The sequence below is a fragment of the Mesorhizobium sp. AA23 genome (assembly GCF_001672435.1).
In the GTDB taxonomy this organism is placed as follows: Bacteria; Pseudomonadota; Alphaproteobacteria; order Rhizobiales; family Rhizobiaceae; genus Mesorhizobium.
Map to the genome: position 1 here is coordinate 1 of NZ_LYTP01000022.1, position 18840 is coordinate 18840.

At 64.8% G+C, this 18840-nt stretch carries 15 protein-coding genes and 1 pseudogene; 15 read left to right on the forward strand and 1 reads right to left on the reverse strand.

Annotated elements, in window-relative coordinates; all coding sequences use genetic code 11:
- The 13 genes and pseudogenes from A9K66_RS16675 to A9K66_RS16735 all read left to right on the forward strand — a co-directional run.
- Positions 1–131 (forward strand): annotated as a pseudogene (locus A9K66_RS16675) (ribose-5-phosphate isomerase); the annotation flags it as partial.
- A gap of 109 nt (positions 132–240) precedes the next feature.
- Entirely contained in the window at positions 241–1248 is a 1008-nt protein-coding gene (locus tag A9K66_RS16680; RefSeq protein ID WP_067325513.1) for a dihydroxyacetone kinase subunit DhaK, read from the forward strand.
- A gap of 4 nt (positions 1249–1252) precedes the next feature.
- Positions 1253–1861 carry a dihydroxyacetone kinase subunit DhaL gene (dhaL, locus tag A9K66_RS16685; RefSeq protein ID WP_067325515.1) on the forward strand — a complete coding sequence of 203 codons (609 nt, stop codon included), beginning with the start codon at positions 1253–1255 and terminating at the stop codon, positions 1859–1861.
- Between the two features lie 407 nt (positions 1862–2268).
- The gene (locus tag A9K66_RS16690) at positions 2269–3291 is read left to right on the forward strand and encodes an ABC transporter substrate-binding protein (RefSeq protein ID WP_067325517.1); all 1023 of its coding nucleotides are present in this window, start codon (positions 2269–2271) and stop codon (positions 3289–3291) included.
- Between the two features lie 73 nt (positions 3292–3364).
- On the forward strand, positions 3365–5848 hold the full coding sequence (locus tag A9K66_RS16695) for an ATP-binding cassette domain-containing protein (RefSeq protein WP_067325519.1): 2484 nt from the start codon (positions 3365–3367) through the stop codon (positions 5846–5848).
- Positions 5845–6885 (forward strand): ABC transporter permease, encoded by a 1041-nt coding sequence (locus tag A9K66_RS16700; protein WP_067325523.1) that lies wholly within the window; start codon positions 5845–5847, stop codon positions 6883–6885. Before A9K66_RS16695 ends, A9K66_RS16700 begins: the two co-directional genes overlap by 4 nt.
- A 108-nt stretch (positions 6886–6993) precedes the next feature.
- A complete protein-coding gene (locus tag A9K66_RS16705) occupies positions 6994–7821 on the forward strand; it encodes a phosphogluconate dehydrogenase C-terminal domain-containing protein (RefSeq protein WP_067325526.1) in 828 nt (275 codons plus the stop codon).
- 242 nt (positions 7822–8063) lie between these two features.
- Positions 8064–9005 carry a D-ribose ABC transporter substrate-binding protein gene (locus tag A9K66_RS16710; protein ID WP_067325557.1) on the forward strand — a complete coding sequence of 314 codons (942 nt, stop codon included), beginning with the start codon at positions 8064–8066 and terminating at the stop codon, positions 9003–9005.
- An 81-nt stretch (positions 9006–9086) separates the two neighbouring features.
- On the forward strand, positions 9087–9752 hold the full coding sequence (locus A9K66_RS16715; protein WP_067325529.1) for a DUF2291 family protein: 666 nt from the start codon (positions 9087–9089) through the stop codon (positions 9750–9752).
- Positions 9749–11293, forward strand: a complete 1545-nt coding sequence (locus tag A9K66_RS16720; RefSeq protein ID WP_067325532.1) for a sugar ABC transporter ATP-binding protein — start codon at positions 9749–9751, stop codon at positions 11291–11293. Before A9K66_RS16715 ends, A9K66_RS16720 begins: the two co-directional genes overlap by 4 nt.
- Positions 11290–12354 (forward strand): ABC transporter permease, encoded by a 1065-nt coding sequence (locus A9K66_RS16725; protein ID WP_067325535.1) that lies wholly within the window; start codon positions 11290–11292, stop codon positions 12352–12354. The genes A9K66_RS16720 and A9K66_RS16725 overlap by 4 nt, the downstream gene beginning before the upstream one ends.
- 2 nt (positions 12355–12356) lie before the next feature.
- A complete protein-coding gene (locus A9K66_RS16730; protein WP_067325539.1) occupies positions 12357–13391 on the forward strand; it encodes a Gfo/Idh/MocA family oxidoreductase in 1035 nt (344 codons plus the stop codon).
- Positions 13388–15292: a hypothetical protein gene (locus A9K66_RS16735; protein WP_067325543.1), complete on the forward strand. Its 1905-nt coding sequence runs from the start codon at positions 13388–13390 to the stop codon at positions 15290–15292. The genes A9K66_RS16730 and A9K66_RS16735 overlap by 4 nt, the downstream gene beginning before the upstream one ends.
- 6 nt (positions 15293–15298) lie before the next feature.
- Here A9K66_RS16735 and A9K66_RS16740 read toward each other — a convergent pair whose 3' ends face one another.
- Entirely contained in the window at positions 15299–16012 is a 714-nt protein-coding gene (locus A9K66_RS16740) for a transcriptional regulator NanR (protein WP_067325547.1), read from the reverse strand.
- Positions 16013–16198: 186 nt separating this feature from the next.
- On the opposite strand from A9K66_RS16740, the gene oiaX reads away from it, so the two are divergent.
- Together oiaX and A9K66_RS16750 are read left to right on the forward strand one after the other, a co-directional pair.
- The gene (gene oiaX, locus A9K66_RS16745; RefSeq protein ID WP_067325551.1) at positions 16199–17449 is read left to right on the forward strand and encodes a 3-oxo-isoapionate-4-phosphate decarboxylase OiaX; all 1251 of its coding nucleotides are present in this window, start codon (positions 16199–16201) and stop codon (positions 17447–17449) included.
- 2 nt (positions 17450–17451) lie between these two features.
- Positions 17452–18783, forward strand: coding sequence for a four-carbon acid sugar kinase family protein (locus A9K66_RS16750; protein WP_067325554.1), 1332 nt, complete (start codon positions 17452–17454; stop codon positions 18781–18783).
- Positions 18784–18840 lie beyond the last annotated feature (57 nt).

Below are 18840 nucleotides of genomic sequence, written 5' to 3' on the forward strand. Positions count from 1 at the left end.
GGGTAATCGGGCCCGAGCTGGCGAAGTCGATCGCGGATGCCTTTCTGAAGGAGACGTTCGATCCAAAGGGGCGGTCGGCCGGCAATGTCGCCGCCATCGATCAGGTCGACGCCAAGTACAACGCGCGCTGACCTTTCGACACTTGCGCGTTGGGGCCTCGGCTGGACCAGAAGAAGACCGTTTCCTCACAACCGCGAAACGCTCTAGTCTCTTGGCCGAGGGCGATGGAGGGAAATGCGAATGAGCGTGACGCAGAAGCTGATCAATGACGGCAATGCGGCGGTCGACGAAATGCTGGCCGGCATCATAGCTGCGCATCCCGACCATCTCTGGCGCCCCGAGAACGCTCCACGCGCGGTCATCGCCAGACATGGTCCGCGACCCGGTAAGGTGGCGCTGGTCATCGGCGGCGGCTCAGGCCATGAGCCGACCTTTCTGGGCTATGTCGGCAAGGGTCTGGCGGATGCCGCCGCCATCGGCAACGTCTTCGCCTCGCCCCCTCCCCAGCCGGCGGTCGACGCAGCGATGGCCGCGAGTGGCGACGCCGGTGTCCTGTTCATGTATGGCAACTATGCCGGCGACGTGATGAACTTCGACATGGCCGCCGAGCTGCTGGAGATGGAGGGCATTGAGGCGCGCACGGTGCTGACCACAGACGACATCGCGTCGGCGCCGCGCGACCAAAGGCAAAAGCGCCGCGGCGTGGCCGGCAACGTGTTCATCTTCAAGGCCGCGGGCGCGGCCGCCGACATGATGATGCCGCTGGACGAGGTGGAGCGGGTCGCCCGTCGCGCCAACGACCGCACCTTCACCATGGGCGTGGCTCTGTCGTCCTGTTCGCTGCCGCAGACACGAAAGCCAAGCTTCGATCTCCCTGTCGGCGAGATGGAGATCGGCATGGGCATCCATGGCGAGCCGGGCGTGCGGCGCGGGCCATTGCGTTCGGCCAACGATGTCGCCGATGAAATCATGGACGCCATCCTTGCGGAAATGAAGGCGCCGGCCGGCGATCGTGTCGCGGTGCTGGTCAACTCGCTCGGCGCGACGCCGCTAATGGAGCTCTACATCCTGAACGCCAGGATCGCGGAGCGCCTGAAGGCTGCCGGGCTGGTCGTCCATAAGACGCTTGTCGGCCCGTACTGCACGTCCCTCGACATGGCCGGCGCCTCGATTACCATTATGCATCTCGATGACGAATTGCAGCGCATGATTGACCATCCCTGTGACTGCGCCATGTTTCGGAGTTGAGCGAATGGAGTTTACGACGGGGGACTTGAAGGCCCTTTTCGACGCTTTCTCGGCGCGGATGGCGGCCGAGCGTGACAGGCTCTGCGCGCTTGATGGGGTCATCGGCGACGCAGACCACGGCATCGCCATGGAACAGGGCATGAAGGCCGCGGCCGATTCAGCCCAGGCCGCCGAGGGCACGCTGCAGGATGTGTTCAATGCCGCCGCCAAAGGTTTTCTCAACGCGGTCGGCGCCTCCTCCGGACCACTCTACGCGACCGCCCTGCTGCGCGCCGGTAAGGCTGCTGGTCCGCGGGCATCGATGCCGAGCGGCGAGTTGCGGGCCGTCATTGCGGCAATGCGCGACGGCATTGTCCAGCGCGGCAAGGCGGAACCTGGCCAGAAGACGATGCTCGATGCCTGGGCTCCCGCCGCTGACGTAGCGGTCAGCGGCCAGAAAACCGATGCCATAGCCGCTGCTGCCCGCCGAGGCGCGGAAGCGACACGCGACATGATCGCAACCGTCGGCCGCGCCGCGCGTCTCGGCGAACGCTCGCTGGGCCATCCGGATCCCGGCGCTGTCTCGGCGGCGATGCTGGTGGAGGAAATCTGCAACGCGATGAAGACCGCTTGAGCCGAGCCATGGCTTGCCGGTAGCCGGAACGGTCCAGGTGCCGAGCGCAAACGCCTCCTAGTGCCGATGGGGTGCGGCGGACCGGGCGATCTCGCCGCGGAAGCTTGGCCGCTGAGGCGGCTCCGGCGATCTTCTGGATGAGCACGGTGCCGGCCCCGGGCAGGCCCTTCCTGAGCATCGGATCGACCGCGAAGCAGACGCGCCATACGCTTCGTCACCTCGGCTGAAGGCTGTTCTGGGCGCTTCGCGCCTGGTGCGACCGGTCGAGCTTGGCCTCTTCACATCGGATGGCTTCAATACTGGCTTGCCTATTTGGTATGCTGGTATAATGTGTACCTGACATAGCGTGATCATCTGGCGCTATGCTGAGGCTGCCAAGCCAGTCGTTTCGTTGGGAGGAGAATGACATGAGAATTTCGATTGTTGCGGCGCTCGCCGGCGTCGCACTGGCAAGTGCTGCTGCGCTGCCGGCAATGGCGTCTCCGGACGCGCCGGTCATCGCGCTGGCCAATGCCTATTACGGCAATACCTGGCGTCACCAGATGGTGGAGGCTTTCGAGGCATCGGCCAAGGAGGCCAAGGCCGCTGGACAGATCGCCGACTACATCGTCATGAACGGCGACGGCTCGGTCGCGCAGCAGAATAGCCAGATCGCCGAACTGATCCTAAAGAAGGTCGACGTGCTCGCCGTCGACGCCGCCTCGGAGACCGCGGTTAACGGTGTCATCGAAAAGGCCTGCAAGGCCGGCATCATCGTCATCTCTTTCGACTCGGTCGCTTCGGCGCCTTGCAACTACCAGCTCAATTTCGACTTCAAGGGTTACAAGGCTGCCCAGGCGGAAGCCGTGTTCAAGATGCTCGGCGGCAAGGGTAACGTCATCCAGGTGCGCGGCGTGAAGGGTTCGGCGCCCGACAACGACATGTTCAACGCGCAGCAGTCGGTGCTGGCGAAATACCCGGATATCAAGGTGGTCGCGACCGTCTACGGCCAGGCCACGGCCTCGGTGGCGCAAGCGGCGATCGCCAACGTGTTGCCCTCGCTGCCGCACGTCGACGCCGTGCTCGGCCAGGGCGGTAGCGACGATGTCGGCATCGCCCAGGCCTTCGTCCAGTATGGCGGCGACTACAAGGACAAGATGCCGGTCATCGAAGGCGGCGGCGGCACCGACTTCGTCAAATGGTGGGCCGAGGAGAATGCCAAGAACGGCTACCAGACCGTATCGATGAACACCACGCCCGGTATCGGCGGCGCCGCCTTCTGGCTCGGCCTGTCGCTGCTCAAGGGCGCCAAGGCGCCCAAGCTGATGATCATGCCGGTGGCGACGGTCGACGCCGGCAACCTGAAGGACTACGCCAAGATGCCGGGCGGCCAAATCATCAGCCCGAGCTATTCGCTGGATTGGGTCAAGCAGAACCTGCTCAGCAAGTAAGGCAACCAGTCCAGGGATCGGGCGTCGCCTACGGCCGCGCCCGATCCTCGCTTTGCGAAGAACCGGAGGACGAATGTCCCAGCTTGCCGTTGCCGCTCAGGACAGCGCCGCAACCGCGGTGCCTGCTGCGTCTGCCCGGCCAGCCGTCGTCGCGCTCAGCGGGATCACCAAGAGTTTCGGGCCGACGCTCGCCAACGCGGGGATCGATCTTTCGGTCGGCGCCGGCGACGTGATCGGGCTGGTCGGCGGCAACGGCGCCGGCAAATCGACGTTGATGCGCATCCTGTGCGGTGCAATGTGGCCGACGCTCGGCTCGATTTCCTTTGCCGGTGGAGAAATGGCTTTCGCCGATTACGACACCGGCGAAGCGCAGCGGCGTGGTATCCGCATGGTGCACCAGGAGCTGTCGCTCTGCGCCAACCTGTCCGTCGCCGAGAACTTTTTCCTGGAAACACCGGGCGATTCCGCAAGCCGGCCGGGCTGGCGCGCGCTCTACCGCGCCCGTGCCCGCGCGGCGCTAGATGCCGTCTTTCCCGGCAACGGCATCGACGCCGACGCCGAGGTCGGCCACCTCACCATCGCCGAACGGCAGATGGTGGAGATCGCACGCGCTGCGGCGACGCCGGGCGTCAACCTGATCGTGCTCGACGAGCCGACATCCTCGCTTGATCTCGACCGATCGAAGCAGCTCAGGGCCTTCATTCGCGAGCGGGCGAAAGGCGGGCTCGCCTTCATCTTCATCAGTCACAAGCTGCAGGAAATCATCGACATCGCCACCGAAGTCGTGGTGCTGCGCAACGGCCGCACCGCTTGGCAGGGCCATGCCGCGGACGCTTCGATCGGCAAGCTGGTGCAATTGATGGGCGGCAATGCCGACCCGGTCCACCAGCACGCCGTCGCGGGCGCATCCTCCCAGGACGTGCTGGTGCGGCTCTCCGGGCCGCTGACAGCCGAGCTCGGCCATGGCATCGACATCGTGCGCGGCGAAATCGTCGGGCTTGCCGGTCTCGAAGGCAGCGGGCAAAAGGAATTGCTGCACGCGATCTTCAAGCCCGACCGAAAGCAGCATGCGGGCGTCTCCAGGGGGGCGGAGGCAGGCTTCATCGCCGGCGACCGGCAGAAGGAAGGCGTGTTCCCGCTGTGGAGCGTGCTCGGCAACATCAGCATCGGCGCGCTTGCCCGCCGCCCGGCGCTAGCTGTCGTTTCCGACCGAGCCAACCGAGACACCGCTTCACGTGCGGCAAGCCGCCTGCGGCTGGACGAGAAGCGCTTTCAGTCCAGCATCACCGAGCTCAGCGGCGGCAACCAGCAGAAGGCGTTGGTGGCGCGGGCACTGGTCGCCGACACGCCGGTCATCCTGCTCGACGATCCGACGCGCGGCGTCGACATCGCCACCAAGCAGGATTTCTACCGGCTCGGCAACGAGGTCGCGCGCGGCGGCCGCGCGCTGATCTGGCACACGACCGAAGACGCCGAGCTGCTCGCCTGCGACCGCGTGCTGGTCTTTTCCGGCGGGCGGATCGTCAAGGAACTGGCAGGCGAGGCGATCACCGAGCAGGCGATCGTCGGCGCCTCCTTCGAGCAATCGGCGGACCGGCAGGCGAGCGCCGCGAAGGACCGGACCGCTATGGCGAGGCTCGGGCGCCGGCTGGTCAATTCGGCGCCGTTCATCGGGCTTGCCGCCGTGCTCGCCATCATGATCGCGATCAATCCCGCGGTCGCCTCGGCTTTCGGGCTCGACCTTTTGTTGATGCCGGCGCTGTCGCTGGTGCTGGTGACGGCAGCGCAGATGTTCATCGTCGGCGGCAGCGAGATCGACCTCGGCGTCGGCGCCTTCGCAGGCCTGGTTAGCGTGCTCTGCGCGACGCTGCTCTACGACCAGCCCTGGCTCGGCGCGCTGGCGCTGGTGGCAGCGCTTTCCGCCTATGCGGGGCTTGGCGGCATCATCCAGGCGCGCAAAATCCCGGCGATCGTCGTCACGCTCGGCGCGTCCTTCATCTGGGTCGGCATCGGCTATGCTCTGCAGCCGACGCCGGGTGGTGCCAGTCCCGAGTGGCTGTCGACGCTGTTCGGCTGGTCGATCGGATTTATGCCGACGTCGATCATCTTGATCGCCGCTGTGGCTCTGATCGTGCTCGTCATCGACCGGCTGCCGCTCGGCGTGGTGTTGCGTGGCTTCGGCAACAATCCGGCGGCGATGATCCGCTCGGGATGGTCGCCGACGCGCCACGCGCTGGTGCGCTATCTAATCGCCGGCTTGTTTGCAGGCGCCGCGGGCCTGTCGCTGACGGCCATCAACACGGCGAGCGACATCAATTCCGGCAATTCCTATACCTTGCTCAGCGTTGCCGCCGTGGTGATGGGCGGCTGCTCGCTGCTCGGCGGCACCATCTCGCCGATCGGCGCCGTCGCCGGTGCGGTGACGCTGTCGCTCATCGGCGCGCTGCTCGGCACGCTCAGCGTCAGCAGCGACTACAACGCCGCCACGCAAGGGTTGATCCTGATCGCGCTGCTGACGTTGCGCAGCCTGACCGCCGACCGCAGGAGCGAGCCATGAGCGCATTCGCCGGCTTCGGCATCTGGGCGCAACGGAACCGTTGGATCTGGTCGGCGATCGGCGTGCTTATTTTGTGGCTGGTGCTGTCCGTCGTCACCAACCGGTTCAGCCTGTCCAGCCTGTCCGGCGTCATTCTGTCGGCATCCTTCCTGACGGTCGTCGGCATCGGCCAGATGTTCGTGGTGACGACCGGGCGCGGCAATATCGATCTGTCGGTCGCCTCCGTGATCACGCTCTGTGCCTTCGTCGCGCTGCTGACCATCAAGGGCCAGGACGCCAACCTTGCCATCGGCGTGCTCGCCGCCATCCTGCTCGGCCTTGCGGTCGGGGCGCTCAATTCGCTGCTCGTTGTCGGTCTCGGCATTCCGGCCATCATCGCGACGTTGGCGACCGGCTATGTGTTGGCGACGGCGACGCTGCTGTCGAACAAGGCGATACCGGGCTTCGCCGTCAGCCCGGCACTGAAGGAACTGGCGACCGGGCGCATTTCGGGCGTGCCGATCATGGCGATCATCGCCATCCTCGGCGTAACGGCGACTGCCTTCGTGCTGCGCTACACCGTCTTCGGGCAATTGCTCTCGGCGGTCGGCCAGAACCGCGCCGCGGCACGGCTCGCCGGCATCCGCAACGGGCGCGTGATCGCGTCGGCCTTCATCATCTCGTCGGTGCTGGCTTCGCTAGACGGGCTGCTGCTCGGCGCCTATATCGGCGGCGCATTCCTCGAAATGGGCCAGCCCTATCTCCTGCAGTCGATCGCCGCCGTGGTGCTTGGCGGAACGCTGATCTTCGGCGGCTCGGCGACCGCGCTCGGCACACTCTTCGCCAGCATCCTGCTCGTCCTCATCGTCACCACCATGCAGATCATCGGCCTTCCTCCGGGCGCGCAGGACATCGTGCAGGGCGTTGTCGTCATCTTCGTTCTGGCGCTGGCCGGACGTCAGGCGCAAGCGCGGCGCGCGTTTGTCGAAATTGCAGACGGCGACGATGATGCAACGGCCGACGCGGAAGCGAGCGCGGCAACGGCCCACCCGAAGTGAGGGAGCGACAATCAGCGATTTCTCTTGCCAATTTGGTAGAGTGATTATACCAGTATACAATGTGACGATCTGCATTGGCCGTCGTCTAGAACATCAGGAGCAGGTTAGATGACAACGATTGCGCTGTTCGGTGCGGGCGGCAAAATGGGCTACCGGCTGTCGACCAATTTTCGCGCTTCCCCCTATGCGATCCGTCACGTCGAGATCAGCGAGGCGGGCAAGGAGCGGCTGAAAAGCGGTCTTGGCATCGACACGCTCAGCGTCGACGAGGCGCTCGCGGGCGCCGAAGTCGTGATCCTGGCGGTTCCCGACACGCATATCGGCAAGGTCGCGGCGAGCATCGAAAGCAAGCTGGCGCCGGGGACAATGGTGATCGTGCTCGACGCCGCGGCGCCTTTTGCCGGCCATCTGCCCAAGCGCCCCGACCTTACCTACTTCGTCACGCATCCCTGCCATCCGCCGATCTTCAACGACGAAACCGACATGGCGGCCAAGAAGGACTTCTTCGGCGGCGTCAAGGCCAAGCAGCATTTCGTCAGCGCCCTTATGCAGGGCCCGGAGGAGGACTATGCCAAGGGTGAGGAAATCGCCCGCATCATCTGGGCGCCGGTGATGCGCTCGCACCGCGTGACCGTCGAGCAGATGGCCCTGCTCGAACCTGGTCTTTCTGAGACGGTCTGCGCGTCGCTGCTCGTCGTCATGAAGGAAGCCCTCGATGAGGTTGTGGCGCGGGGCGTCGACCGGCAGGCGGCGCTCGACTTCCTGCTCGGCCACATGAACGTGCTCGGCGCCGTCATTTTCGGCGAAACCAAGGGCGTGTTCTCGGACGCCTGCAACAAGGCGATCGAATTCGGCAAGCCGGTGCTGATGCGTGACGATTGGAAGCGCGTCTTCGAGCCGGAGGAGATTGCCGCCAGCATCCAGCGTATCACGTGAGATCGCCGCTTATCATATACACATCACCTTAATTAGTGATTGACTCATCATACCAGTTAGCTTTAGCTGTTCAGGCTCGGATCGCTGGACGAGCGAAGGAGGATGGCGGGGAGCGACAGCCAGGCCCGCTTCGGGCGAAAGCAGCCAAAGGCTTTCAAAATCCGAGCGGCGCAGCCTGCACCGCCGGCGAATTCAGACAAATGGCCTCGGTCTCCGAGGCAGGTTTTCAATGGGAGGACTTCATGAAGCTTACTCGAAGAATGACGCTTGCGGCTTTCGCCGGCATGCTCGCACTCGGCACCGCGATGCCTGCTTATGCGGCGGACCTGATTGCCATCATCACGCCCTCGCACGACAATCCGTTCTTCAAGGCGGAAGCGGTGGGCGCCGAAGCCAAGGCCAAGGAGCTCGGCTACGACACCTTGGTGCTGGTGCATGATGACGACGCCAACAAGCAGTCGGAACTGATCGACACGGCGATCGGCCGCGGCGCCAAGGCCATCATCCTCGACAATGCCGGCGCCGACGCCACCGTCGCCGCCGTGCAGAAGGCCAAGGACGCCGGCGTTCCCTCGTTCCTGATCGACCGCGAGATCAACGCCACCGGTGTCGCCGTGGCGCAGATCGTCTCCAACAATTACCAGGGCGCCCAGCTTGGCGCGCAGGAATTCGTCAAGCTGATGGGCGAGAAGGGCAATTACGTCGAGCTGGTCGGCAAGGAATCCGACACCAATGCCGGCATCCGCTCCAAGGGCTATCACGACGTCATCGACGACTATCCGGACCTGAAGATGGTCGCGCAGCAGTCGGCCAATTGGAGCCAGACCGAAGCCTATTCCAAGATGGAATCGATCCTGCAGGCCAACCCCGACATCAAGGGCGTTATTTCGGGCAACGACACGATGGCGATGGGCGCCTACGCGGCATTGGCCGCCGCCGGCCGCAAGGATGTAATCGTCGTCGGCTTCGACGGCTCGAATGACGTGCGCGACTCCATCACCTCCGGCGGCATCAAGGCGACGGTGCTGCAGCCGGCCTACGCTCAGGCGCAGATGGCGGTCGAGCAGGCCAACGAGTACATCAAAAACAAGAAGTCGCCCGAGAAGGAAAAGCAGCTGATGGACTGCGTCCTCATCAACGGCGACAATGCTCCCAAGCTGGAGACCTTCGCGCTCAAGAACTGAGCCGGCGCGATGCACACTGCGAGGGGCGAACGCACGTTCGCCCCTCGCCTCCATTTCACTTTCCGGGTGCCCTTGATTGTCATGACCAAGCCGACTTGTCCGACCAGGCAGACTTGGCTGATCCTCGCGATAACCGCCGGCATCGGCCTCAGCGCCTGCAAGATCCTGCCGACACAGTCGGCGCAGGGCGGCGACAGCGCCAACAGCTCGGCCTTCAATCCGGATAGAATGGTCGAGGAAATCTGGGCCTCGAAGGTCATCCCCTACCTGCAGCAGAAGGCTGGACCGTTCGCCGAGGTCCATGCGCTAGCGAAGACCGATCCCGCCGCTGCCGGCGCAAAGTACGGCAATCCTAAGAAGCAGGCGAATTCGCCATGGACCTTCGCGGTGCGCGTCGAAGGCAAGATCGTTGCCGCCAACACGCAGTCGCGCGCGGCCACCGTCGACGTCGACGTCGACGGCGACGGCAAGGCGGATGCGCGGGTGCAGATCGGGCCGGCCATGCGTGGAACCGCCATTCGCGACAGCCTGGATTTCGTGCAGTTCAACGACTTCACCAACCAGATCGACTTCGCCCAGTTCGGCAAGGCCTTCAATGCCTATGCCGGCAAGACGGTGCTGTCCAAGCTGCCGCGTGACGGGCTGGAGGGCCGGACCGCGAAGGTGCTCGGCGCCTACACCATCGAGGGCGGCCAGGACCTGCCGCTGGTGACACCGGCGGAGGCCGAGATCGGGCCGAAGCCATGAGCCCCGCGCCCGGTCACGACGTCATCTTGAAGCTGGAGGACATCTCCAAGGTCTATGCCGGCACGGTGGCGGTCAAGCACGCGAATTTCGAGGTGCGCAAAGGCGCGGTCAACGTGCTGGTCGGAGAGAACGGTGCCGGCAAGTCGACGCTGATGAAGATCATCGCCGGCGTCGAAAGGCCGACCGCCGGCCGCATCCTGCTCGACGGCAACGAAGTTTCGTTCTCGTCCTCCGGCGACGCCGTCAGCCGCGGCATCGGCATGGTGTTCCAGGAGCTCAACCTGTTCGGCAATCTGTCGGTCGCCGAAAACATCTTTGCCACGCGTGAGCTGACCAACGCCCTCCGCAAGATCGACCACAGGGAGCAGGAACGGCGGGCCGCCGAATTCCTCGAACAGCTCGAAGCCGGCATAAGGCCAGACATGCTGGTCGAGGATTTGCGCATCGGCCAGCAGCAGCTGGTCGAGATCGCGAAGGCGGTCTCGCTCGACGCGCGCATCCTGATCATGGACGAGCCGACCTCGGCTCTGAGCGCGGCGGAAGTCGAGATCCTGTTCAACGTGATCGCCGACCTCAAGGCGCGTGGCGTCGCCATCGTCTACATCTCGCACCGGCTGGAAGAACTGATCCGCATCGGCGATTACACCACCGTGCTGCGCGACGGCCGCATCACCGGCCAGGAGGAGATGAAGAACGTTGATACACAGTGGATCGTACGGCAGATGATCGGCTCGGACGCCAAGGATTTCGCCAAGGCCGACGGCCATCAACCGGGCGAAGAAATATTCCGCGCCGAGGAGATCTGCCTGCCGCGCGTCACCGGCGGACTTGCGGTCGACCATGTGTCGCTCTCCTTACGCGCCGGCGAGATCCTCGGCATCTACGGCTTGATGGGCGCCGGACGCAGCGAGTTGTTCGACTGCATCATGGGCCGCCACGGCCAGGCGAGCGGCAGGATCTTCATCGACGGACACCCGGTCAAGGAGCGCGACACGACGCGACGCATCCAGCGTGGTCTGGCGTTGATCCCGGAAGACCGCCAGCGCGAGGGCCTCGGGTCGATCCTCTCCGTCGCCAGCAACCTGACGATGGCCAGCCTGTCGCGCTTCGTCAGCCTGTTCCATATCCGCGGCGGCGCCGAGCGGCAGGCGGTCACGCAGATGGTTCGCGAGCTGGCGATCAAGGTCGCCGATCCGGCGCAGGAAGTGTCGTCGCTGTCGGGCGGCAACCAACAGAAGGTGGTGATCGGCAAGGCGCTGCTCACCGGGCCGAAAGTGCTTTTGATGGACGAGCCCAGCCGCGGCATCGATGTCGGCGCCAAGGCCGACGTCTTCCGCACCATGCGCAAGCTGTCGCGCGATGGGCTGGGCATCCTCTTTGCCACCTCCGACCTCGACGAGGTGATGGCGCTGTCTGACCGGATCGCGGTGATGAGCAACGGAAAATTGACGGGCATGTTCGATCGCGCCGAGGCGACGGAGGCGGCCATCGTCGCCGCTTCGGCGCTTGGCCACGGACCCGTGCATGGAGACTCCCGATGACCGACATTCCAGCCAAGGCTGCCGCGCCATCCGCATCCAGCGGTTCCGTGCTGCTGACGCTGATGAAGCTCCGCACCTTCATCGCGCTGATTGCGGTGCTGGTGTTCTTCTCGATCGCGGCGCCGAATTTCCTCTCGGCCGCCAATCTGATCCTGATGGCCAAGCATGTGGCCCTCAACGCCTTCCTGGCCATGGGGATGACTTTCGTCATCATCACCGGCGGCATCGACCTGTCGGTCGGCTCGATCGTCGGCCTGTGCGGCATGGTCGCCGGCTATCTGGTGCTCAACGGCATCGATCTGCAGATCGGCTATACCGTCTATTTCAACGTCGTCGAGATTGCCTTCATCACGCTGGCGGTCGGCATACTGATCGGCGCCGTCAACGGCTTGCTGATCACCAGGCTGAACGTCGCGCCTTTCATCGCCACGCTCGGCACGCTCTATGTCGCGCGCGGCTTTGCGCTTTTGTCGTCGGACGGCCGCACATTCCCCAACCTCGTCGGCAAACCTGAGCTCGGCACCACCGGTTTCGGCTATCTCGGCGCCGGCAAGCTGCTCGGCCTGCCGGTCTCGATCTGGATCCTGGTCGTGGTGGCGCTGGGCGCGGCCTATCTCGCGCGTTACACGCCGCTCGGCCGCCATATCTTCGCGGTCGGCGGCAACGAGCGCGCGGCGCGGATCTCGGGCGTGCGCGTCAACATGGTGAAGATGTTCGTCTACATGTTCTCCGGCTTCTGCGCGGCGATAGTCGGCCTCATCATCTCGTCGGAGCTGATGGCGTCGCATCCGGCGACGGGCGAGAGCTTCGAGTTGAATGCAATTGCTGCCGCCGTGCTCGGCGGCACGTCGATGTCGGGCGGCCGCGGCACGATTGGCGGTACCATCGTCGGCGCCTTCGTCATCGGCATCCTCTCCGACGGGCTGGTGATGATGGGGGTGAGCTCATTCTGGCAGATGGTGATCAAGGGCCTCGTCATCATCGTCGCGGTCGTCGTCGACCAGGCGCAGCGTCGTCTGCAGAGCCGCGTGACGTTGATGCAGATGGCGAAGGTGGGCTGACCATGGCGGCATTGCGCGGAGCGCTGATCGGCTGCGGCTTCTTCGCCGTCAACCAGATGCATGGCTGGCGCGACATCGATGGCGCTTCGATCGTCGCCATCTGCGACCGCGATCCGGAGCGGCTCAGGATCGTCGGCGACGAGTTCGGCATCGAGCGGCGTTACCGCGATGCGGTCGAAATGTTTGCCGCTGAGACGCTGGACTTCGTCGACATCGCCACCACCGTCGGCAGCCATCGACCACTGGTCGAGATCGCCGCTGCCAACCGTGTCCCGGTGATCTGCCAGAAGCCGTTCGCGCCAACGCTTGCCGACGCCAAGGTCATGGTGAAGGCCTGCGCCGACGCCGGCGTGCCGCTGATGGTGCACGAGAACTTCCGCTGGCAGTCGCCGATCCAGGCAGTCCGCGCCCTGCTCGACAGCGGTGAGATCGGCAGGCCCTTCTTCGGCCGCATCTCGTTCCGCTCGGCCTATGACGTGTTTTCCGGCCAGCCCTACCTTGCGACAGGCAAGCGCTTCATCATCGAGGATCTCGGCATCCATATCCTGGACATCGCGCGCTTCCTTCTCGGCGATGTTTCGAGCCTCACCGCGCGCACCACGCGCGTCAACCCCAACATCGCCGGCGAGGACGTGGCAACGATGCTGATGGATCATGAGGGCGGCGCAACCTCCGTGGTCGATTGCAGCTACGCGACGAAGCTTGCCGCCGACCCGTTCCCCGAAACCCTGATCGAGATCGACGGCAGCGACGGCACGATCCGGCTGGCGCAGGGCTACCAACTGACGGTCGCCGGCAAGAGCGGCACCACAGTGCGCGACGTGTCACCGCCACTGCTTTCCTGGGCTTCGCGGCCATGGCACAACATCCAGGAAAGCGTCGTGGCGATACAGAAGCATTGGGTGGACTGCCTGGCCACCGCCAAGGAACCGGCGACATCCGGCGCCGACAACCTCAAGACATTCGCGCTGGTCGAGGCTGCCTATGCCGGTGCCGCCAGCCGGCAGCCCGTGCGGATCGACGACCTGCTCAAATGACCGCGCATCCCTTCCTCCTCTACGGTACGCATGCGGTCGAAGCCGAACCGGTCCGGCTGAGCGCAGGCCCGCTCAGCGCCGATTTCCTCAACGGCAATCTGCGTGGAATCCGGTACGGCGGCATCGAGGTGCTGCGCGCGATCGCCTATATCGTTCGCGACCGCGACTGGGGCACCTATGAGCCGACGCTGGAAGGCCTTGTCATCGAACAGAGCGATGAGAGCTTCTCGGTGCGCTACTCGGCAAATTGCGAGGGTCCGGGTGGAAGCCGGCTCGGCTTTGACGCCAAGATCGAGGGCTACGCCGATGGCCGTCTCAGCTTTGACGTCAAAGCGCTGCCCGAAAGCGATTTCGAGACCAATCGTTGCGGCTTCTGCATTTTGCATCCGATCGCCAGCCTTGCCGGCAGTTCGGTCAAGGTCGAGCACACGGACGGCCGCGTGGTGGACACGAAGCTGCCGCTGCTGATCGACCCCTGGCAGCCGTTCAAGGATATGCGCGCCATCACCCATCAGGTCGCCCCCAGCGTTACCGCCGAGTGCCGGATGGAAGGCGACATTTTCGAAATGGAAGACCAGCGCAACTGGTCCGACGCTTCCTACAAGACGTATGTGCGGCCGCTGGCTCTGCCATGGCCCTATGTGCTGCCGGCGGGACAGACCAATCGGCAGACGATCACCCTGCGTATAACTGCCAACCCCAAGGTGACTGCCGCGGCGACCGGCGTTGAGCCGGTCCGCATCGAACTTGGCGAGACCGGCGCGAAACTGCCCGATATCGGCGTCGTCATCTATCCGGAAGATGTCGAGGCGGGTTTGGGCAAACTGCCGCTGCTCAATAAGCTTGGCCCGCAGCAGCTTCTCCTTCACTACGATCCGACCCGCGGCCATGGCCTGGAGGCCTTGCAGGCTCATGCCAGGCTCGCCTTCGCCTTCCCTGTCAAGACGACGCTCGAATGCGTGGTCGCCTGCGCGGGCGATCTCGACATGGAACTGTCCGGCGTCGCGGAGATGGTGCGCCGGGCAGGTTTGCGGCTCGATGCCATCGCGGTCTCACCTTCGGTCGACCGGCAGTCGACACCGCCCGGCAGCGTCTGGCCACCCTGCCCGCCACTCGAGAATGTCTATGCCGCGGCACGCCGCGCCTTCCCCGGCATCCGGCTCGGCGGCGGCATGTTCAGCTTTTTCACCGAACTCAACCGCAAGCGCGTTCCGGCCGAGCTGCTGGATTTCGTCAGCCATTGCACCTGTCCGATCGTGCATGCGGCCGACGATCTCAGCGTCATGCAATCGCTGGAGGCGCTGCCATTCATCACGCAGTCGACGCGGGCGATCTATCGCGCAATGCCTTATCGCATCGGACCCTCGACCATTGCCATGCGACAGAACCCCTATGGCGGCGCGACCAAGGGCAATTTGCACGGCCAGCGCATCGCCATGGCAAATCGCGATCCGCGCCATGCCGGACTGTTCGCGGCCGCCTGGTCGATCGGCTATGCCGCGCGCGTGGCGCCGGCCGGGCTTGAGATGCTGACGCTCTCCAGCTTCACGGGGCCATTCGGCGTGCTGGCGGCCGCCGACGAACCCGCTGAGGAAGGAAGGCCCCGACCGATCTTCCACGCGGTGCAAGGCCTCGCCGCGCTGGCCGGCAATACACTTATCGCCCTACGCGTCAGCGATGATCGCATAGCGGCACTGGCGGCCTGCTCGCCGGCCGGCGCCACCACGGCCTGGCTGGCAAACCTCACACCGGAGGATGTGGTGGTCGACACCTCGGCGCTAGCCGGCGAAGCGGCAGGTCCGATTACGATTTGGGACGGAGCGGGCGCGCGCAGGCTTGACCGGGGCGAAGCCCTGAGACGCCTGACAATGCCAGCCTATGCCATCGCCGGGATCGGCTGAACGAAGCTATTTCTCGGAGCTCATCACGTAGAGGGCGCGCGAGCGCTCGAGATGCTTGATCATCGCCTTCTCGGCGCGTTCGGCGTCCTTCTTCTCGATCCAGCCGATGATCTCCTCGTGCTCGGTCAGCGTGAACTTTTCCTTGCCGGTCCAGATCAGCATCTCAGTGTGATATTCCTTCAGCCAGCCGAGCATCGCCTCGCTGACCGCGACATAGATCGGATTGCCGGAAATCGCCGCGATCTGGGTGTGGAACCGCATGTCGGCGGAGATGAACGCCTCGGCATCGCCGCGCGCGGCGCGCTGCTCGGCAACGGTTGCCTTCAGCCGCTGCACGTCCTCGGGGGTCGCCTTCTCGGCCGCTTCCTTGACCATGCCGCGCTCGAAGAAGATACGCGCGCTCTTCAGGTGCTCGAGCGTGTCCTTCGAAGACGACAGGATGATCTTGGCGGCGCCATCGACCTGCTTGATGATGGACTTGGCTGTCAGCTGAAGCACCTTGGCGCGTTCGCCATGCGAGATGGCGACGAGACCCATGTTGCTCAGCGCCTGCATTGCCTCGCGGATCGCCGGCCGGCCGACCTCGAAGCGCTCCATCAGCTCGCGCTCGGACGGCATATCGTCGCCCGGCTGCAATTCGCCGCTGGTGATCAGGCGCTTCAGCCTGACGAAGACTTCGTCGGAAAGCTTGCGCCGGACGATCGGTTCCGAACGGTTCATCGCCGCGAATCACTCCCTTGACCCAGTCTCAATCTAGCACCGCGGCCGCAATTTCCGGAATGCCCGTTGCCGTACCGCGAGGCGCTCCGCCGGCAGGATATTGCTTGCAATGCTTATGTACTCATTATACCAGATTTCGAGCGCGAGGAATTCTTTTCCTGCCTTTCCAATTGAGTATGGCCGGCCATGATCACCCTCACCTACCGGATCGAGACCTCGGGAAGTATCGAGGCGCTGGCGGCCAAGATCGCCAGCGACCAGTCGACCGGCACCTTCGTCGCGCTGCCTGGCGAGACGGAGGAGCTGAAGGCGCGCGTCGCGGCCCGCGTGCTGGCGATCCGGCCTTTGCCCGACGCAGCGCACCCTTCGATACCCGAGGCCGGCAAAGGTCCCTTCAAGCGCGCCGATGTCGACATTGCCTTTCCTTTCGATGCGATCGGCACCGATCTCGCGGCGCTGATGACGATTGCGATCGGCGGCACCTATTCGATCCGGGGCCTGTCGGGAATCCGCATCGTCGACATGAAGCTGCCTGAGGAATTCAGGGGCGCGCATCCCGGCCCGCAATTCGGTGTCGCCGGCAGCCGCCGGCTGACCGGCGTTGAAGGCCGCCCGATCATCGGCACCATCGTCAAGCCGGCGCTGGGCCTTCGACCACATGAGACGGCCGAGATGGTGGGCGAACTGATCGAGGCCGGCGTCGACTTCATCAAGGACGACGAGAAGCTGATGAGCCCGGCCTATTCGCCGCTGTCGGAGCGGGTCAAGGCGATCATGCCGCTGATCCTCGATCACGAGCAGAAGGCCGGAAAAAAAGTGATGTATGCCTTCGGCATCTCGCACGCCGATCCCGACGAGATGCTGCGCAACCACGATCTTGTGCTCGAAGCCGGCGGCAATTGCGCGGTCATCAACATCAACTCCATCGGCTTCGGCGGCATGGCTTACCTCAGGAAGCGCTCGGGCCTGGTGCTGCACGCGCATCGCAACGGCTGGGATATCCTTACCCGCCATCCCGGCCTCGGCATGGATTTCAAGGTCTGGCAGCAATTCTGGCGGCTGCTCGGCGTCGACCAGTTCCAGATCAACGGCATCGCCTCGAAATACTGGGAACCGGACGAGTCTTTCATCCGCTCCTTCGAGGCGGTGACGACGCCGCTGTTCTCGCCTGACGATTGCGCCCTGCCGGTGGCCGGCTCCGGCCAATGGGGCGGACAGGCGCCCGAGATTTATGAGCGCACGGGGCGCACAGTCGATCTCCTCTATCTGTGCGGCGGCGGCATCGTCAGCCATCCCGACGGGCCGGGCGCCGGCGTACGCGCCGTGCAGCAGGCCTGGCAGGCAGCGGTCGAGGGCATCCCGCTCCGGGAATTCGCGAGGAGCCATGTCGAGTTGGCACGCTCGATCGAGAAATTTGCCGGCGGCAAGGCGGAGTGAGCATGCAGAACCTGCTCCTCAGCTATTATGGCGATGACCTCACCGGCTCGACCGACGTGATGGAAGCGCTGGAACTCGGCGGTGTGCCGACCGTGCTTTTCATGCGCAAGCCGGATGCCGGACTAATGGCGCGCTTCGCGCATTGCCGCGCCGTCGGCCTTGCGGGCACCAGCCGCAGCGAGTCCGCGCAATGGATGGACACGCATCTTGAAGGGGCTTTCGCCTGGCTGAAGTCGCTTCAGGCCGAGATCTGCCATTACAAGGTCTGCTCGACCTTCGATTCCAGCCCGACGATCGGCAGCATCGGCCGGGCGATCGAGATCGGCCGCGCCGTGTTCGAACAAGCCTGCGTGCCGCTGGTGGTCGGCGCGCCGCAGCTCAAGCGCTACACCGCATTCGGCCATTTGTTCGCCGCCTATCGCGACAGATACTACCGTATCGACCGCCACCCGGTGATGAGCCGCCATCCGGCGACGCCGATGGATGAATCCGACTTGCTCGTGCATCTGTCACGACAGACAGACCTTCCTTCCGAGCTGCTGGACCTGGCGACGCTGCGCTCACCGGGCAGGTCCGCAATCTTCGACAGGCTGGTCGCCGACGCGGCAATACTGCTTATCGATGTCGACAGTCCCGAGAGCCAAGCGTTGGCCGGCAAGGAGATCTGGCGCGCCCGCAAGCCGGGCGGATATTTCGTCGTCGGTTCCTCCGGCATCGAATATGCGCTGCTCGCCGAATGGGCGGGAAAGACTGCCCCGGGCGCCGCGGCCGGTTTCGCGCCACCCGGAGCGGCCGACCGCATCGCCGTCGTCTCGGGCAGCTGCTCGCCAACAACGGAACGGCAGATCCGGCATGCGATGAGCGACGGCTTCGACGGCATCGAGGTCGACCCGGTCGAGCTTGTCTCGCATTCGTCGAGCGCGGCGATCGCGCGCGCGGCGGCGGCCGGCAAGGCCAGCCTCGATGCCGGCCGCAGCGTCATCCTCTACACGGCGCTTGGGCCCTCGGCCGATCGCGGCGCCGAGATCGATCGCCAGGAGGGCGCCCGCCACAAGCTCGGCCGCGGGCTCGGCGAACTGCTGCGTGCCTTGAGCGTGGGGCAGAAGCTGAAGCGCGTGATCATTGCCGGCGGCGACACCTCCAGCCACGCGCTCGGCCAGATGGGTGTCGATGCGCTGACGGTCAGGATGCCGCTGCCTGCATCGCCCGGCTCGCCGCTCTGCGTCGCCCATTCGAGCATCGCTGCGATCGACGGTCTGGAGGTGGCGCTGAAGGGCGGGCAGGTGGGGACCGATCGCTATTTCTCGGCCATCCGTGACGGTCTCGGAGGTTGATGGCGCCATGCCGCACTCACCCGCATTCAAATCGCTGTCGCCACGGGACTGACCAAT

What these genes read in the sequence shown, in the direction of transcription:
- A9K66_RS16680 (WP_067325513.1), top strand. Translation starts at nt 241, where the DNA reads ATGAGCGTGACGCAGAAGCTGATCAATGACGGCAATGCGGCGGTCGAC.
- dhaL (WP_067325515.1), top strand. Translation starts at nt 1,253, where the DNA reads ATGGAGTTTACGACGGGGGACTTGAAGGCCCTTTTCGACGCTTTCTCG.
- A9K66_RS16690 (WP_067325517.1), top strand. Translation starts at nt 2,269, where the DNA reads ATGAGAATTTCGATTGTTGCGGCGCTCGCCGGCGTCGCACTGGCAAGT.
- A9K66_RS16695 (WP_067325519.1), top strand. Translation starts at nt 3,365, where the DNA reads ATGTCCCAGCTTGCCGTTGCCGCTCAGGACAGCGCCGCAACCGCGGTG.
- A9K66_RS16700 (WP_067325523.1), top strand. Translation starts at nt 5,845, where the DNA reads ATGAGCGCATTCGCCGGCTTCGGCATCTGGGCGCAACGGAACCGTTGG.
- A9K66_RS16705 (WP_067325526.1), top strand. Translation starts at nt 6,994, where the DNA reads ATGACAACGATTGCGCTGTTCGGTGCGGGCGGCAAAATGGGCTACCGG.
- A9K66_RS16710 (WP_067325557.1), top strand. Translation starts at nt 8,064, where the DNA reads ATGAAGCTTACTCGAAGAATGACGCTTGCGGCTTTCGCCGGCATGCTC.
- A9K66_RS16715 (WP_067325529.1), top strand. Translation starts at nt 9,087, where the DNA reads ATGACCAAGCCGACTTGTCCGACCAGGCAGACTTGGCTGATCCTCGCG.
- A9K66_RS16720 (WP_067325532.1), top strand. Translation starts at nt 9,749, where the DNA reads ATGAGCCCCGCGCCCGGTCACGACGTCATCTTGAAGCTGGAGGACATC.
- A9K66_RS16725 (WP_067325535.1), top strand. Translation starts at nt 11,290, where the DNA reads ATGACCGACATTCCAGCCAAGGCTGCCGCGCCATCCGCATCCAGCGGT.
- A9K66_RS16730 (WP_067325539.1), top strand. Translation starts at nt 12,357, where the DNA reads ATGGCGGCATTGCGCGGAGCGCTGATCGGCTGCGGCTTCTTCGCCGTC.
- A9K66_RS16735 (WP_067325543.1), top strand. Translation starts at nt 13,388, where the DNA reads ATGACCGCGCATCCCTTCCTCCTCTACGGTACGCATGCGGTCGAAGCC.
- A9K66_RS16740 (WP_067325547.1), bottom strand. Translation starts at nt 16,012, where the DNA reads ATGAACCGTTCGGAACCGATCGTCCGGCGCAAGCTTTCCGACGAAGTC.
- oiaX (WP_067325551.1), top strand. Translation starts at nt 16,199, where the DNA reads ATGATCACCCTCACCTACCGGATCGAGACCTCGGGAAGTATCGAGGCG.
- A9K66_RS16750 (WP_067325554.1), top strand. Translation starts at nt 17,452, where the DNA reads ATGCAGAACCTGCTCCTCAGCTATTATGGCGATGACCTCACCGGCTCG.